This window comes from Neisseria sp. MVDL19-042950 (genome assembly GCF_030504625.1).
Lineage (GTDB): Bacteria > Pseudomonadota > Gammaproteobacteria > Burkholderiales > Neisseriaceae > Neisseria.
The window spans coordinates 61850-77957 of sequence record NZ_JAUKWH010000004.1; the positions used below are offsets into that span (position 1 = coordinate 61850).

Genomic DNA, 16108 nt, shown 5'->3' on the forward strand with positions numbered 1-16108 from the left:
TTCCGGGAGGGGTTGGAGAGAAAACGGCATAAAAGACCGCTAAATAGATTTATATCGCAATAAAAGTTATCAATTATTAGAAAAATTCATAAAAAACAGATATTTTAGCATGATTAGTGAGACGAATATACTTATTGGAGCCGTCTGAAACAGACCGTATCGGCTGGAAATCGGAAGCGGCACAGATAACCGTATCGTTTTGCCGCATTACCGGTTTATTGCTTCTGCATTTTGCATAATTATTTGGATTCCTCGCCACATCCCAACAGAAATTAAAGAAAATAATGCTAAAATCGACACTTAGTGAAAAGTATGCGATTTGATGCCATGAAAAAACACACAACTTCCCTGTTTCTGACCACGCTTTCGCTTGCCTGCACCCAAGCGTTTGCTTCAGAACCCGTGCCTGAAGATTATGTGCCTATCAAAAAACAAACCAAAAACAGCGAAAAAAAAGATGCTAACGGCAAACTGCCGTTGAAATATCCGGTCGAAATCCGTACCGATAACGACGAAGTCAAAGCCATGCTCGAAGAGCATCTGCCGCTGATTGCCCAACAGCACGAGGAAGAGCTCGATAGGGAGCAGATCGGCTTTTTGGCGGAAGATGCGCCGGATAACGTGCAGACCATGCTGAAAACCAAAGGCTATTTCAACAGCAAAGTAAACGTCGAGCCTGCGGGGGCGGGCTATGTAGTGAATGTTGCGCCCGGTAAGCGTACCAAGATCAACAATGTGGGCGTGGCGATTATCGGCGACGTGCTGCAAGACGACGATCTGGCGCAGTATTATAAAAGTGCGTTGGAAAACTGGTCGCTTCCGGTCGGCGACAATTTTGATCAAAGCGAATGGAACAGTAGTAAAACATCGGTATTGTCTGCAGTGGTGCGCAAAAAATACCCGCTGGCCAGGTTATCGCAAACACAAGCCACCATTGATCCCAATCGCAATACCGCCGATTTGAACGTGGTTGTAGAAAGCAACCGTCCCGTATATTTTGGAGACGTACACATTACCGGCACGGACCGTTATCCCGAAAAAGTAGTGCGGGGTATGGCGAAGTTCCGGCCCGGTTCGCCTTATGATTTGGATTTGCTGCTCGATTACCAGCAGGCATTGGAGCAGGACGGGCACTATTCCGGCGCATCGGTGCAAGCCGATTTCGATAATATGCAAGGCGACCGCGTGCCGGTAAAAGTAGCCGTATCCGAAGTGAAGCGGCACAAACTCGAAGCCGGTGTGCGTTACGATTCCGAATATGGTCTCGGCGGGCGTATCGGATACGACTACTACAACTTGTTCAACCGCGGCTATATCGGTTCGGTTGTGTGGGATGCGGATAAATACGAAACCACCGTTGCAGCCGGTATCAGCCAGCCGCGAAACAGCAACGGCCATTATTTCACTTCCAATGTCGGCTACACCCGCTCGACCACCCAAAATCTGGAAAAACATGCCTTAACCGGAGGCATTTGGCGGGTGCGCGACCGCAATAATATCGAATCCCGCCTCGGAGTCGAATACATCACCGAAAGCCGCCGCGTACCCGGTTCCAATTACGATTTGGGCCGAAGCAATGCCACCATGCTTACCGCTTCGTGGAAACGGCAGGAAATCCAAAGTACGCTGCGTCCTGAAAACGGTTACTATTTGGACGGTAAAGTCGGCTCCACATTGGGCAAACTATTATCGTCCACCACCATTGCAAGGGCGCATGGTCGGGCAGGGTATTATTTCACGCCCGAAAATAAAAAAATCGGCACTTTCATCGCACGCGGTCAGGTAGGTTACGTGTATGCCCGCGAAAACGACGAAGTGCCGTCCACTTTGCAGTTCCGCACCGGCGGAGCCACGTCGATACGCGGTTACGAGTTGGACAGTATCGGTTTGGCCGGCCCCAACGGTTCGGTGCTGCCCGAACGGGCGGTGGCAGTAGCAAGTTTGGAATATCAATATCCGGTAACCAAGAGTTTCTCTGCCGCCGTATTTCACGATATGGGCGATGCCGCGCGCAACTTCAAACGAATGTCTTTCAAACACGGCACGGGCGTGGGCGTGCGTTGGTTCAGCCCCGTTGCACCGTTTTCGTTTGATGTCGCTTACGGGCATCATGATAAAAAACTGCGTTGGCACATCAGTTTAGGAACACGATTCTAAAATGACGCAAAATACCGAAAACCTACAAAGGCCGTCTGAAACACCTTCCGGGCAACCGGATACCCGAAGGCCGTCTGAAAAGCCTCGGAAAAGCGGAATTCGCCGTGTGGTGTTTGCCATTCTGCTGGTGTTTCTGGCCGCTTTGCTGTTGCTGCTTGGCACCGTTGCATGGGTGTTGACGACAGAATCGGGGTTGCGTTTCGGTTTATATAAAATACCGTCGTGGTTCGGTGTCAATATTACGTCCAAAACGTTGCAAGGCACTGTTTGGAAAGGTTTCAGCGGCGATGGATGGCGTATAGAAACCGCTGCTGCCGATGTGGACATCAGCCGCTTCGATTTTGTTTGGCAGCCGCAAGAGCTGATGCGGAAAAAACTGCATGTGCGCCGTATTGCCGCCGGTGATATTGAGATCGTATCCAAACCCACGCCGCCGAAAGAAAAGCAGCCGCCTGCCGGCCTGCCTGAAAGTGTCAGTTTGCCGCTCGAAATAGCGATAGACAGTATTGAAACCGGCAAAATCAGCAGCGGCCCGCGCAAAGACAAGCAAACCGTCTTCCTTAACCGCATCCGCGCCGCCTATACCTACAACCACCAATTGCATAGCTTGAAGCTGGCCGAAGTAAGCACTCCGTGGAGCAATGCGGCCGGCCGCGCCACTCTCGGCGTGAAAAGCCCGTTTGCCTTGAATGCTTCGGTAGACAGCGACGGTGAATTGGACGGCCAATTGGTTCATACCACCACCCGTTTTTGGGGCGATCTGAAAAATATGGAAACCGACATACGGCTCGACGGCGACGATATCCGCCTGCATGCCGAATCGGTGCTGCATCCGTTTGCGCCCAAACTCAACGACAAAGTCGACCATATTCAGATAAAAGGCTTCAACATCAACCCGCGGGCGTTTCTGCCCCAACTGCCCAAAGCCATGCTCGAATTCGATGCCACGGTTGTACCGTCGTTTGAAGAAGGGTTGGCATTGGAAGGCTCGATTGATTTGGCCAATTCAGGAGCGGCCGCAGCCGATGCGGACGGTATTCCCGTGCGGGGAATTCTGGGCGGGTTTACCGTAAATGAAAACGGATTGGTCAAAATACAAGAAACCACCGTGAAGCTGCTTCAAAACGGTACGGTCAATGTGGGCGGCAGCATCAACACCGCCAACAATCAGCTTGCTTTGGCGATGGCTTTGCACAACATCACCGCCGCCGATGCCTTAAAACAGAAACTTGAGGGCAGCCTCAATGGAAACATTACCGTGGGCGGTAATTTCAATAACCTTGAAACCGGCTGGGAGTTGGACACCGGCACCGCCCAAACCAAAGGTAAAGTGCAGATGCAAACCGATTCGCATCTCGGCCAGCAAACCCTGTTTTTGAAAAAAGCCCAAATCCTGCCCGACGGCGGCGGGGAAATGAATGCGGAAGGCACGTTGGAGCTGTTTAAAGACAGAGCGTTGAAGCTCGTCGTAAGCAGCAAAAACTTCAACCCGAGCAAATTGAACAAGCAGTTTCCCGAAGGCAGTGTCAACGGCACGATAAATCTCGACGGCGAAATCGCCAACAGCAAATATGCCGGAAAAATGCAGTTCGGCACCAGCACATTATCCGGCGTGCCGTTGCAAGGCAAAGCCGACGTGGTGTATGAAAAAGAACATCTTTCCCGTGCCGTAGCCGATATTCTGCTGGGCAACAACGTGATCAAAACCAGCGGCAGCTTCGGTAAAAAAAGCGACCGTTTGAACCTCGACATCAACGCGCCCGATTTATCCCGTTTCGGTTTCGGGCTGAGCGGTTTGATTACCGCCAAAGGCTATATTTCGGGCGAACCGAAAAAAATCGAAGCCGATTTAAGCGGGCAGGCGCGTAATTTGCGCATACAGAATGCAGTGCAAATTAATGATTTGAATTTCAGATTGCAAGGTTCGCCCGACTATACCCGCCCTGTTAACGTAGAGTTGAAAGGGCAGCGCATCGTGATACCCGGGCAGAGTTCGCCCACCGTTGTCGATGCCGTCAACCTCTTCATCAAAGGTACGGGGCGCAGCCACAGCATACGCGGCAATGCAGGTATGGCTTTGGGCGGCAAACCTTATCGCTTGGAAATTGCGGCAGACGGGGTATTGAACGACAAAAACCAATGGAAAGGCTTGGTTGACACCCTTGATATCAACGGTGCATTCAACCTCAAGCTGCAAAACCGCATGTCGCTTGAAGCCGGAGCCGAACGCGTGGTAATGAGTACGGCGCGATGGGCGGCGATGGGCGGCAGCCTTAATTTGCAGAATTTCATTTGGGATAAGAAAAACGGCATCATCACCAAAGGCGATGCCTCCAATCTCGCCGTATCGCAACTGCACAATTTCTATACCCCGCCCGTACAGCACAATCTCGTGTTAAGCGGCGATTGGGATTTATCGTACAGCCAAAACGCACGCGGTTACTTCAATATCCGCCGTCAGAGCGGTGATGTTCAATTGCCTCACCGCAAGCAGATGCTCGGATTGAGCGCGCTTAATCTGAACACCCGCTTCCAAAACGGCCGCATCGAAAGCACGCTTGACGGCATTACCGGTTACGGCAAGCTCGACGGCAGCCTGATTATCAGCCAGCAGTTCGGTAACGACATCAAGCTCGCCCCGATTAGCGGCAAAATCAGCATCAGCGCGCCCAAGCTCGAAAACTTCCGTAATTTCCTGCCGGTCGGTCAAACCCTCAGCGGCAGCCTGCTCGGTGTGGCGACCATCGGCGGGCGTGTCGGCCAGCCTCAGCTTAACGGCACGCTCAACGGCGACAACCTCTATTACCGCAACCAAGACCTCGGTTTGATATTGGATAACGGCACCCTGCGCTCGCGCCTGCAAGGGCAAGCATGGGTAATCGACAGTTTGCGCTTCCACCGCGGCGGCACGGTAGAACTGAAAGGCACCGTAGGCATGAACGATGCCGTGCCTAATGTAGACGTGGACGTGTTCTTCAACAAATACAACACGCTCGATAAACCGAACCGCCGTTTGATTCTCAGCGGCGATGCCAAAATGCTGTATTCCGAAGCCAACGGCATCTCGCTCAACGGTACGCTGAAGGCCGATTCCGGCCATTTCGGTTTCCAGAAATCCAGCATGCCCACGTTGGACGAAGATGTGGTGGTATTGGGCGAACCCGAAAAACCGCCAACCACGCCTACGCCCATCAGCATGAACCTCGTGCTCGATTTGAACAACAATCTGCGCTTCAGCGGCGAAGGCTTGGATGTTACCCTCGGCGGCAAGCTGAACCTGCTGGCCAAGCCGGGCGAGGCCGTTCAAGGTGTCGGCACGGTAAGCGTAGTCAAAGGCCGCTATAAAGCCTACGGGCAAGACCTCGACATTACCAAAGGCCATATCTCGTTTGTCGGCCCCTTGTCGGATCCCAACCTCAATATCCGTGCCGAACGCCGCCTTTCTCCCGTCGGTGCCGGTGTCGAAGTGCTCGGCAGCCTCAACAATCCGCGCGTTTCGCTGGTGGCGAATGAGCCGATGAGTGAAAAAGACAAACTTTCATGGCTGATTCTCAACCGTGCCAGTAGCGGCAGCGACGGCGATGAAGCCGCACTTTCCGCCGCTGCCGGTGCATTCTTGGCCGGTCGCATCAACGACAAACTCGGCTTGGTAGACGATTTCGGCTTCACCAGCAAACGCAGCCGCAATGCCCAAACCGGCGAGTTGAATCCTGCCGAGCAAGTGTTAACGGTGGGTAAACAGTTAACCAACGAGCTGTATTTCGGTTACGAATACGGTATCAACAGTGCGCAGCAATCGGTGAAAATGATTTACCAACTTACCCGTGCGATTCAGGCCGTTGCGCGTGTGGGCACGGTATCGTGGGGCGGGGAAGTGAAATATACCGTCCGGTTCGATTAACTTGATACAAACCAAAAAGGCCGTCTGAAAAGTGATTTTTCAGACGGCCTTTCTGTTTGCTTTTTATTCTTCAATATAAACCAGCCCGCTTTCCGCATCTTTTTCAGACGGCCTCTTGCCTTGCAGCAAATCAACGGCAAGGCGTACGGCGGCGGCGGTAACGGCGGGGGCGATCATGAAGCCGTGGCGGAACAGGCCGTTGATTTCGATCAGCCGCCGGTTGCGGTTGAAGCGGATTTCGGGGTTGTGGTGGTTGAGCGTAGGGCGCAGGTTGGCGGCCAGTTCGAGAATGTGTGCTTCGCCGAATGCCGGGTGGACGGCGTAGAGGGCGGAAAGCAGTTCCAAGCCGGAGCGAACGCTGACGGGTGCATCGTTTTCGCTTTCGATTTGGGTGGCTCCGATAACAAACACGTGGTTTTCTTTCGGTGCGATGTAGAGCGGATAGCGCGGATGCAGCAGGCGCACGGGGCGGTTGAGGGCGATTTCGGGGGCATATACGCGGGCGACTTCGCCGCGCACGCCGCGAAGTCTGCTGCGGTTTTCAGACGGTCTGTTCCATGCTTGTTGCGCACCGAAGCCGCGGCAGTCGATCACCCAGTCAAACTTTTGGTGCAATGCGGCGGCATCGGTTTCATGCTGCCAATGGCAGGCAACGTTTTGCTGTTCAAGCGCGTCGGCCAGAGCGTTCAGCACTTGGCGGTTGTCGAGTTGGCCTTCTTCGGGTAGGTAGAAGGCCGTCTGAAAACGGCCGGCCAGTTGCGGCTCGTGGGCGGCGATTTCGGCAGCCTGCCAGTGTTCGGCGGGACGGGGCGAACCGGTGGCGCGGCGCAGATGTTGCTCGAACTGCACGGCCAGCGGTTTGTCTTGCCTGTGCCATACGATCAGGCTGCCGTTCTGCTGCATGAATACGGGCGTGTTCAGACGGCCTAAGATATTGCGCCACAGGGGAAGGCTCTGCCTGCCCAATGAAATCACTTCGGGTGTGGCTTCTATCGATTCGGCCAAAGGTGCGAGCATGGCGGCGGCAATATGGGCGGCGGCCTGTTCTCCCGCGCGGGTGCCTTTGTCGAATAAGGCCGTCTGAAAACCGTGTCCGGCCAGTTGCAGGGCGGTGAGGCGGCCGCACAAGCCGCCGCCGAGTATGGCAATATTGGGCATATTTTTCCCTTTATATTCAGAAGTATGTCGGTATGGTGCCGAGCCGGTTACAATAATCCCGCCATGTTTTCAGACGGCCTGATGATACAGTTTTGCCATCCACGCCAGCGGAAAGCCGATCTGCCACAGCACCAGCAGCAGGCTTTGGATAACTATGCCGCTGTCGCGCCGCCGCAGGGCGAGAATAACGTCGGCAATCGCAACCAGTGCGCCGGCAAACAGAAACACCACCGCCGCAAATGCCGCCATGCCTTGCGCTTGAGCATAGCGCCACAGTAGCAATGTGCCGACAACGGCGGTAAAGAGGGCGAGGTTGCGGTAAGGGTGCGGAGTGAGCAGATAGGGCGCGGGCATGATGTTTTTACAGGGGTATCAGGCCGTCTGAAAAACACGGTTTCAGACGGCATCGGGTTGTTTGGTTCGGTTTTTAAACAAGGCAAGGGCTTTTTCGCGCTGCTCGGCGTGGTTGACGATCGGAGCGGGATAGCCGTGGGTATCGATGCTTTCTTTAACCAGCCACGGTGCGTGGATGATATCTTTGTTCAAATGTGCCAGTTCGGGAATGTGGCGGCGGATGAATTTTCCGTCGGGGTCAAACTTTTGCGATTGCAGTACGGGATTGAAAATGCGGAAATACGGCTGGGCATCGCAGCCCGTGCTTGCCGCCCATTGCCAGCCGCCGTTGTTGGCGGCCAAATCGTAATCGACCAGTTGTTCGGCAAACCATGCTTCGCCCCAACGCGGGTCGATTAATAAATCTTTGACTAAAAAGCACGCCGTTACCATGCGCATGCGGTTGTGCATCCAGCCGGTGTTTTTCAACTGGCGCATGGCGGCATCGACAATCGGATATCCGGTTTGGCCGGCTTTCCAGCGTTCAAACCATCCGGCGTTGTTTTCCCAAACGATATCGCGGTATTCGGAGCGGAAACTTTCTTGCGCTGCCTGCGGATGATGGTAGAGAAACTGGCGGAAAAATTCGCGCCAGATCAGTTCTTTGAGCCAAACCGACGCGCCTTCGTTGTCGGCCTGCCGTGCCAGATACACCAAATGGCGCGGTGAAAGCAGGCCCGAGCCGATATAGGGCGAAAGCTGGCTCGTGCCTTTTTTGGCCGGAAAATCGCGGGTAAGGTGATAGCTGTCGATGTGGGTAAGGAATTGGCCGAGCTGCCTTTGCGCGGCGGTTTCTCCGCCTTTGAACATGGTGCTTCGGTAGTCGAAGCCGAGCATGTCGGGGGCTGGGGCGGGCGGTACGGCGTTGGCGGATTCGGGCAGGCCGGTTTGCAGTGCCGCCAGTGTCGCCCAATCATCGGCGGGCTGCCATGTGCCGAAACGCAGTGCGTAAGTTTGCAGCCATGCGGTTTTGTAGGGCGTGAATACGGTGTAGGGCAGGCCGTTGTGCGTCATCACGGCGGCTTTGGGCAGCACCACTTGGTCGTCCACCCGCACCAATTCGCTGCCGGCGGCATCCAGCGTGCGCCAAATGCGGTTATCGCGTTCGATGGCTTGCGGCTCGTAGTCTTCCGCACAAATAACGGCGGCGGCGTTCAGTTGCCGTGCGAGTTTGGGAATTTCCGTTTCGGCATTGCCGTGCAGTATATGCAGCGGCACGTTTTTTTCGGTTAAGGCCGTCTGAAGTTCGATAACGCTGTCGTAGATGAAACTCAGGCGGCGGTGGTTTTGCCGCGCGATGCTTTCGGCTTCGGTGTCGAACACGAACACACCCGCTACGGGCAAGCCGCGGCGGACGGCGGTTTGCAGGGCGGTATTGTCGAACAGGCGCAAGTCGCGGCGGAACCAAACAAGAGTAATCGGCGTGGACATAATAAAGAGGCCGTCTGAAAGTATAGGCGCATTGTAATACCAAACCGCAAAAAGAATCTAATTGCGGTGGTTTCAGGCGGCCCCGCCGGCCGATATAATTTCTGCTTTCCCGCATGCTTTGGAAAAGCCATGACACCGAACGAACTGCAAACCTTCCTCCATCAAAACATTCCCGCCTCGGCTGCGCTGCAACTGACCGTAGTCGACAGCCGCGCCGAAAAAGTAGCGTTGCTGGCTCCGTTTGTCGCCAACTGCAACCACCACCATTCCGTTTTCGGCGGCAGCATTTCACTGCTGGCCACTTTATGCGCTTGGTCGCTGGTGCATCTGAATTTTCCCGAATACCACGGGAAAATCGTGATTCAGGAAGGTTCGACCCGTTATCTGAAACCGGCGAGAGGCGATTTGACGGCTGTATGCGAAACGGAAAACCCCGAGGAATGGGCGGAATGCGCAAAAATGCTGGCATCGCGCGGCAAGGGAAAAATCAATGTAAGCTGCCGTTTGTTCAGCGAAGGGGAGGTGGCGGCGGAGTTTGCCGGGCGGTATGTGGTGTTGGCGTAGATCGTTATCGGTATGAATCCGTTTGAACTTCCGTCTGCTTTTGCTTTGATTGCATGGGCAAATTCAAAGAGGCCGTCTGAAAACTTTTAGCTTCGCAGAAACAGCGTTGCACTTGTTTTCAGACGGCCTCTTTACAAACGGCAAACCTTATTCCGGTCGCATTTGCGGGAACAGAATCACATCGCGGATAGACGGCGCGTCGGTGAGAAGCATCACCAAGCGGTCCAAGCCGATGCCGCTGCCGCCGGTGGGGGGCAGGCCGTATTCCATGGCGCGGATGTAGTCGGCATCGTAGTGCATGGCTTCGTCGTCGCCGGCATCTTTTTGCGCCACTTGCGCTTTAAAGCGGGCGGCTTGGTCTTCGGGGTCGTTCAGCTCCGAATAGCCGTTGGCCAACTCGCGGCCGACGATAAACAGCTCGAAGCGGTCGGTCAGGCCGGGTTTGGTGTCGGATGCGCGCGCCAGCGGCGACACTTCCACCGGATAGTCGATGATAAACGTCGGGTTCCACAGTTTGCTTTCCGCACAGCCTTCAAACAAGGCCAGTTGCAGGCTGCCGATACCGGGCGACGGCGGGATTTTTTCGCCGTGTTTCACGATCTCTTTTTTCAGCCATTCGGCATCATTCAACTGCTCGTCGGTATAATGCGGATTGTATTTTTTGATGGCTTCGAGAATGGTCAAACGCTCGAACGGGCTTTCCAAATCCACTTCTTTGCCGTTGTAGCTCACTTTGGCGGTACCGCACACTTCTTTGACGGCATGGCGGATCACGCCTTCGGTCATTTCCATCATGCGCTCGTAAGTGCAGAACGCTTCGTAGAATTCCATCATGGTGAATTCGGGGTTGTGGCGGGTACTCATGCCTTCGTTGCGGAAGCTGCGGTTGATTTCAAACACGCGTTCCAAACCGCCCACAACCAAGCGTTTCAGATAAAGCTCGGGGGCGATGCGCAGGTAAAGCGGCATGTCGAGCGCGTTGTGGTGGGTAACGAAGGGCTTGGCCGTGGCACCGCCGGGAATCGGGTGCATCATCGGGGTTTCCACTTCGAGATAACGCTCGTTGACCATGTAGTTGCGCACGGCTTGGATGATTTTGCTGCGTTTGATGAAGGTGTCGCGCGAATCTTGGTTGGTAATCAGGTCGGCGTAACGCTGGCGGTATTTTTGTTCTTGGTCGGTCAAGCCTTTGTGTTTGTCGGGCAGCGGGCGCAACGATTTGGTGAGCAGATGCAGCTTGGATGCGCGCACGGTCAACTCGCCGTGATTGGTTTTGAACAGCGTGCCTTCCACGCCGATGATGTCGCCCAAATCCCAATGTTTGAAGGCGTTGTGCACGTCTTCGCCCACGCCTTGGTTGTTCACATACACTTGAATCTGGCCGCTCACGTCTTGGATGGTGGCGAAGCTGGCTTTACCCATGGCGCGTTGCAGCATCATGCGGCCGGCCACTTTAACGGGGATTTCCTGCGGGTCGAGCTCGGCTTTTTCCAGCGAACCGTATTGCGCCTGCAAATCGCCGGCAAAGGCATCGCGCTTGTATTGGTTGGGGAAGGCGATGCCGTGTTTGCGCAGTTCGTTTAATTTTTCGCGGCGCAGGGCGATGATTTGGTTTTCATCAAGCTGCGGCTCGGTTTGTGGGTTGTTCTGTTCGCTCATGGTGTTGTTTTCCAAAAATAAGCAGGCCGTTTGCTGCGGCCTGAAGCGGTTGAATATTTGGGGCGTTATTGTACGCGGTTTCTATGTTTTTATCCATGATAAAGGCCGTCTGAAAACGTTGCCGGTGCTTTCAGACGGCCTTCGGGCGGGATGTTGGCAAGATGGCCGGAAAGCCGCCGCCGATTTTGATGCCGGCGATTGAAGCCCCGTGCCGCTCCGACCGCTTGCCGTTTTTAGCGGGGCAACGCGATTTAACCGAGTGCCGGTTTGTGTAATAAATCAGAAACTTCTTGACGTGCTGCGCCATGCCCCCCATACTGCCCACACTTGGTTAGTACGAAGTTGTTTAGTTTCTGTTGTTCTCTGTATTCCGTTTGGCATTCTGTTCAAGTTTCTCATCTGTGTTTCCGTAGTATTCAGTTTCCCTGCTTTTAGTTCTGACTGGTTTATTTATTTTTTTAAGGAAATACACATGGATATCCAACAATTCGGTTCAGTAAAATGGTTTAACGAGAGCAAAGGTTTCGGTTTTATCACGCCCGAAACAGGCGGCAAAGATTTGTTTGTACACTTCTCCGCCATCGCTTCGGACGGCTTCCGCACCTTGCAGGAAAACCAGCGCGTAAGCTACACCGAAGGTAACGGCCCGAAAGGTCCGCAGGCATTAAATGTTAAGGCTGTCTGATGGCTGCATCGCAAAGACGGGCGCGCATTTTTTATATGCTGCAAAAGCAAAAAGAGCTTGCCGCCGCCCGTAACGATAAAGTTTGAACAAAAAAGCCCGGAACGTTATGTTCCGGGCTTTTTTGTTCAATTTACGTTTCGTTTGGCTTTTGATTGGGAATCGACAATGGATAGGTTTTTGTCTAGCCATAATTTAGCGTCTTGATATTGGTAGGCATGGTAATCCACACCGTTTTTCTGTGTGGTTTTACCGGTTTTCTGCCATTGGCTGCTCAGCACGACGTTACTTTGCGGCGAACCTTTCACCCACACATTCAAACCTTTGCGCTTGTGTAGGCTGGATTCCTGAAGCAAATGCAGGGTTTGCTTGTTGTTGGCTTTCAAATCGACGATGGTTTCGTTTTTAATCTGTTCTAAATCCAGATAGGCCCGTTCCAACAGAGGGGCATTGTAGGTTATCGCACTTCTTTTCTGCCTTGTAACCTTCGCAGATCCGTCTCCTCGGGTTTTCCATATCACCGATTCCAACAACCCTTCGGTATATTTTTGAATGGTGCTGCTGTTGAGTGAACCGGCATTTTCTCCCCAAATAGCCAGTGAAGCGCCCAGTATTTTGCTGGTGTCTTTAATGGCATTGTGGCGGTTTTCGCCGTCCCACACGCCCAAATTCCAACGTTTTAACACATCGCGCGCAGCAAAGTCGCTGTCGTGGGAAGTGCCCCAATTTTGTTTCGGCACAACGTATAAATAATAAGAGTTGTAATTCATCACGTCGAACCCTTTTTCCACCAATTCAGGCATGCTGACACGGATTTTGCGGCGCTGGGCGGCGGTGCCTTTATCTTCGGGATCGCCGTCGTAGCTCCAATAAGTGATTTGGATATTGCGGTCGAGTTGGTCGAGCGTGGGTTTGATCAGGCCGTCGTTCCACATGCGCGGCTTCAGTTTTTTTTCAGACAAAAAAGCAGCCAGAGAATTGGCATAGGTAATGAATCGGTGGTTGCTGTCGGCACTGTAACTGAATTCATCTCCGCCTATATGGAAATGTTTGCCGCTGCCGCTAAAGGCATCGGCCACTTCGGTAATCAGCGATTTTACCAATGCAACGCTTTCGGGGTTGGTAACGTCAATTTCTTCGTCTTCGGAATCTTTTAATTTCAACGACTGCACATAATCTTTGCCGCGGTGGTGTTCCAGCAGTTTGAAAATGGCAGACATGTGGCCGGGGCTGTCTACTTCGGGAATCAGTTCTATGTTTTTAGATTTGGCATAGCGTTTGATTTCGTCAAGCTGGCGGTAACTTAAAAACGGTTTGCCGGTGTTGGGGTTGATGTAAACGCCTTCTGTATTTTGGGTGGCGTTTTTCGCGAGTTGGTTAAGTATTTTGCTTTCAAGGGCGTAGTTTTCATTGTCGGAAAAGTGCAGATGCAGAAAATTACCGCCGGAAGCTGCGATGGTGTCGATAAAGTCTTTGATCACATGCACGGGATAAAAATGCCGTGCGGTGTCAAGCATCAAACCGCTTTGCTTACCGGAATACTCTTTTTCTTTCTCTTTAGGTGTGTTTTTCAGATTCTGATGCTTCATGGTTGCGGCATCGCATGCGACATTGGTAAAGGAGATCAAAGCCGCTAAAGCAGGCAGAACGAGTTTGCTTAAATATTGTGAAGCGGGAAAATTTTTCATAATTATAGCGAGTGATATCAGGGGTTATTTACAAGGAGTAGCAGAAATACGGCCTGCTCCGTTAAGTTTGTTCGATTTAATTTTATATCTTGATTTTCTTTAAAATTACGATAATTTTTATAATATTTTGCTTAGGCGTGCAGAATAATTGTGGGATGATGCCGCGAGGCCGTCTGAAACAATGCTGTTTCAGACGGCCTGATTTGGCTATACTGCCCATACTTGCGCCTGCTTTCCAAAGTTTCAACAAGAGCAGCAAACCGCTTGCGGATTGCGATACAATGCCGTCGTTTCTCCCATTTAAACAACAGATAACGTAAAAATATAATGAAATTATTTCCCGCTTTAGAAGAACGGTATTCCACAGAACAACTTTCCGCCGGAGCTGCCCAGCGTCTTGCCCAAGAAATCGCATTCGCACCGGTGGTTTTCCAAGTATCGCGTTTGATGGTCAAATTCGGCATTTTAGACCGCCTGAACGGGCGGCAAGAAGGCATGACATTGGATGAAATTGCCGAAAGTGCAGGCCTGAACCGTTATGCCGCCCAAGTGTTGCTCGAAGCCTCACTGTCTATCGGCACCGTTATCACGCAAAACGATCGTTATCTGATTGCCAAAGCAGGTTGGTTTCTGATTAAAGACCGAATGGCACGCGTGAACATGGATTTCATTCATGAAGTTTGTTATCAGGGTCTGTTTGATTTGGAGGCTACTTTGCTGAGCGGCAAACCCGAAGGGCTGAAAGTGTTCGGCAACTGGCCGACAATCTACGAAGGCCTGTCGCAACTACCTGAAACTGCACGCGAAAAATGGCTGGCGTTTGACCACTATTATTCCGACAACTCTTTTCCCGAAGCATTGGAAATCGTGTTCGCCAAACCGGTGGCAAAACTGCTTGATGTCGGCGGCAACACCGGTCGCTGGGCATTGCAATGCGTGGGCCACAATCAAGATGTGGAAGTAACGATTATGGACTTGCCGCAGCAGCTCGGCCTCATGCACCAAGCCGTGCAGGGCCAAGAGGGGGCAGAACGCATACACGGCCACCCGGCCAACTTGCTTGATCCCGCCGTGCCGTTTCCTGAAGGTTACCAAGCGATTTGGATGAGCCAGTTTCTTGACTGCTTCTCCGAAGAAGAAGTAACCGGAATTTTGAGCCGCGCTGCCAAATCAATGGGTGCCGATACCGACCTCTATATCATGGAGCCTTTCTGGGACAGGCAAAAATACGAAACCGCCGCCTACTGCCTTACCCAAAGCAGCGTATATTTTACCGCCATGGCCAACGGCAACAGCAAATTCTACCATTCCGAAGACATGATCCGCTGCGTGGGCGAGGCCGGATTGAAAGTAGCGGAAATACGCGACGGCTTGGGCAGAGGCCACAGCATTTTACGGTGCCGCAAAGCCTGAATGCTCCTTGATTAACATGTGTCAAAACATAAAGAGGCCGTCTGAAAACCTGTTTCAGACGGCCTCTTCCATAAAACCCACCCTGTAAATAAGAGTACATTTCCTATTGAAGTGGAGCAGGGTTTCGATAATCAGTCTTTAAACTTATCGTGGCAGGCTTTGCAGCTTTGGCCTACTTTGCCGAAAGACACTTTCACCGCATCATAACCGCCGGTTTTGGCTGCTTTATCCAATTCGGCAGCCGCATCGGTAAAACGCTTGATGGCCGCTTGGAACTCTTGCGGTTTTTCCCAAACCGCCGCTTTAGCATCCGAACCTTCGCCTCGGCTGTCCGCATCATAATGCTGCCAAGGTTCGTTAGCCGTTTCGTTTAATTGCTCCGCCAGCAAAGCAAATTCTTTGGCAGGGAAAGATTGCGCATCGCTTTTTTTAATAATCGCGCCCATTTTCTTATTCAGGCCGCGCCAGTCTTTCATATACTGCTGGCGTGCCTTGATATCGCCCGCGTCGGCATGAGCAAAAGGAGTTGTTAGAGAAAGGCATAACAGTGCCCAAAAACATTTTTTCATGGCGTGTTCCTTAAATATTTTTTAATTAAGATTATTGGTAATGTTTAGAAAGAAAACCGATATACATTCGGCAAGGATGGAAAGATACGCTAACTGAAGTTAGCCGTCCAGCATTATGAAAAAGGCCGTCTTAAAATCATGTTTTCAGACGGCCTTTTTCATTAAAACAAGTTGGGCAGCAGAATACAGTGCCATCGGTGAAGAGAACATTCATTTTGCCGGCATAACAGTGCCGGCCGGCAACCGCAACACCCGCAACCGCGCCGCCGAAGTATTGGTAAACGGCGCAGAAGCCAAACTCATCCGCCGCCGCGAAACCATCGAACAGCAACTTGCCAACGAACAAGCCTGTTTATAGCGGATATCGGCCATAGTGATTTAAATCGTTGAGATGTGATAAGGCCGTCTGAAAATGAATTGCCCCGAGTTTAAAGGGCGGTTTATTTTCAGACGGCCTTTTGGCTTTTTAAGGCTTGATCAATACATCAGTAGG

At 52.4% G+C, this 16108-nt stretch carries 12 protein-coding genes and 1 pseudogene; 7 read left to right on the top strand and 6 right to left on the bottom strand.

Features of this window, described 5'->3' with window-relative positions:
* Positions 1-327 precede the first annotated feature (327 nt).
* A complete protein-coding gene (locus tag Q0X97_RS04855; RefSeq protein WP_302066333.1) occupies positions 328-2157 on the top strand; it encodes an autotransporter assembly complex family protein in 1830 nt (609 codons plus the stop codon).
* A gap of 1 nt (position 2158) precedes the next feature.
* Positions 2159-6058 carry a translocation/assembly module TamB domain-containing protein gene (locus Q0X97_RS04860; protein WP_302066332.1) on the top strand — a complete coding sequence of 1300 codons (3900 nt, stop codon included), beginning with the start codon at positions 2159-2161 and terminating at the stop codon, positions 6056-6058.
* A 63-nt stretch (positions 6059-6121) separates the two neighbouring features.
* On the opposite strand, the gene Q0X97_RS04865 is transcribed toward Q0X97_RS04860, so the two are convergent.
* The 3 genes from Q0X97_RS04865 to Q0X97_RS04875 all read right to left on the bottom strand — a co-directional run bounded on the left by Q0X97_RS04865 (position 6122) and on the right by Q0X97_RS04875 (position 9040).
* A complete protein-coding gene (locus Q0X97_RS04865) occupies positions 6122-7216 on the bottom strand; it encodes an FAD-dependent oxidoreductase (protein ID WP_302066331.1) in 1095 nt (364 codons plus the stop codon).
* Between the two features lie 69 nt (positions 7217-7285).
* Positions 7286-7570 (bottom strand): hypothetical protein, encoded by a 285-nt coding sequence (locus tag Q0X97_RS04870; RefSeq protein WP_302066330.1) that lies wholly within the window; start codon positions 7568-7570, stop codon positions 7286-7288.
* A 42-nt stretch (positions 7571-7612) separates the two neighbouring features.
* Positions 7613-9040 carry a deoxyribodipyrimidine photo-lyase gene (locus tag Q0X97_RS04875; protein ID WP_302066329.1) on the bottom strand — a complete coding sequence of 476 codons (1428 nt, stop codon included), beginning with the start codon at positions 9038-9040 and terminating at the stop codon, positions 7613-7615.
* A gap of 129 nt (positions 9041-9169) precedes the next feature.
* Between Q0X97_RS04875 and Q0X97_RS04880 the strand changes: the two genes are divergently transcribed.
* Positions 9170-9604: a YiiD C-terminal domain-containing protein gene (locus tag Q0X97_RS04880; protein WP_302066328.1), complete on the top strand. Its 435-nt coding sequence runs from the start codon at positions 9170-9172 to the stop codon at positions 9602-9604.
* Positions 9605-9751: 147 nt separating this feature from the next.
* On the opposite strand, the gene lysS is transcribed toward Q0X97_RS04880, so the two are convergent.
* Entirely contained in the window at positions 9752-11263 is a 1512-nt protein-coding gene (lysS, locus tag Q0X97_RS04885) for a lysine--tRNA ligase (protein WP_302066327.1), read from the bottom strand.
* Here lysS and Q0X97_RS04890 point away from each other — a divergent pair.
* Positions 11262-11465 carry a hypothetical protein gene (locus Q0X97_RS04890; protein WP_302067682.1) on the top strand — a complete coding sequence of 68 codons (204 nt, stop codon included), beginning with the start codon at positions 11262-11264 and terminating at the stop codon, positions 11463-11465. The two genes, lysS and Q0X97_RS04890, sit on opposite strands and share 2 nt — an antisense overlap.
* A gap of 270 nt (positions 11466-11735) precedes the next feature.
* A complete protein-coding gene (locus Q0X97_RS04895; protein WP_302066326.1) occupies positions 11736-11948 on the top strand; it encodes a cold-shock protein in 213 nt (70 codons plus the stop codon).
* 125 nt (positions 11949-12073) lie between these two features.
* Here Q0X97_RS04895 and Q0X97_RS04900 read toward each other — a convergent pair whose 3' ends face one another.
* Positions 12074-13633 carry a family 20 glycosylhydrolase gene (locus tag Q0X97_RS04900; RefSeq protein ID WP_302066325.1) on the bottom strand — a complete coding sequence of 520 codons (1560 nt, stop codon included), beginning with the start codon at positions 13631-13633 and terminating at the stop codon, positions 12074-12076.
* A gap of 327 nt (positions 13634-13960) precedes the next feature.
* On the opposite strand from Q0X97_RS04900, the gene Q0X97_RS04905 reads away from it, so the two are divergent.
* On the top strand, positions 13961-15046 hold the full coding sequence (locus Q0X97_RS04905; protein ID WP_302066324.1) for a methyltransferase: 1086 nt from the start codon (positions 13961-13963) through the stop codon (positions 15044-15046).
* Between the two features lie 131 nt (positions 15047-15177).
* On the opposite strand, the gene Q0X97_RS04910 is transcribed toward Q0X97_RS04905, so the two are convergent.
* Positions 15178-15615 (bottom strand): cytochrome c, encoded by a 438-nt coding sequence (locus tag Q0X97_RS04910; RefSeq protein ID WP_302066323.1) that lies wholly within the window; start codon positions 15613-15615, stop codon positions 15178-15180.
* A gap of 235 nt (positions 15616-15850) precedes the next feature.
* On the opposite strand from Q0X97_RS04910, the pseudogene Q0X97_RS04915 reads away from it, so the two are divergent.
* Positions 15851-15973 (top strand): annotated as a pseudogene (locus Q0X97_RS04915) (diaminopimelate decarboxylase); the annotation flags it as partial.
* Between the last annotated feature and the right edge of the window lie 135 nt (positions 15974-16108).